Annotated in this window: 1 protein-coding gene; it reads left to right on the top strand. The window is 47.2% G+C overall.

Annotated elements, in window-relative coordinates:
• On the top strand, positions 1 to 629 hold a 629-nt coding region (locus GRP75_RS28825; protein ID WP_160791098.1), incomplete at both ends, for an ATP-binding cassette domain-containing protein.

Genomic DNA, 629 nt, shown 5'->3' with positions numbered 1-629 from the left:
TCAGGCTTAATGGGCTCGGGACGGACCGAGATCATGCGGGCGTTATTTGGACTGGATGCTTTGGATCGTGGTGAGATTCATGTGCGTGGAAAAAAAGTGTCTATTCGTAAGCCGGATGATGCGGTGAAACTTGGGATTGGCTTCATTACAGAAGACCGAAAAGATGAGGGCTTGGTGCTGGACTTTTCCATCCGGGAAAATATGGTGCTGCCAAATCTGTTCAGCTTTACTTCAAAAGGATTTATTTCAGGTAAAAAAGAGCTAGATTTTGTTAACACTTTAATTAAGCGCTTACAAATTAAAACCCAATCGGGCGAAACAACGGTTCGCAGTTTGTCAGGTGGTAATCAGCAAAAGGTGGTTATTGCCAAATGGGTAGGTATTGGTCCAAATGTGCTCATTCTTGACGAACCGACGAGAGGTGTGGATGTGGGAGCCAAGCGGGAAATCTACCAGTTGATGAACGAGCTGACCGAACGTGGAGTCGCGATTATCATGGTATCCTCGGAACTCCCTGAGGTACTCGGCATGAGCGATCGTATTGTCGTGGTGCACGAGGGAAAGATCAGCGGAGAGCTGAGCAGGGAAGAAGCCACACAAGAAAATATTATGACGCTAGCTACAGGAGG

This window comes from Paenibacillus sp. OT2-17 (genome assembly GCF_009827695.1).
Classification (GTDB): domain Bacteria; phylum Bacillota; class Bacilli; order Paenibacillales; family Paenibacillaceae; genus Paenibacillus; species Paenibacillus polymyxa_B.
This window is presented reverse-complemented; position numbering and strand designations above follow the sequence as displayed.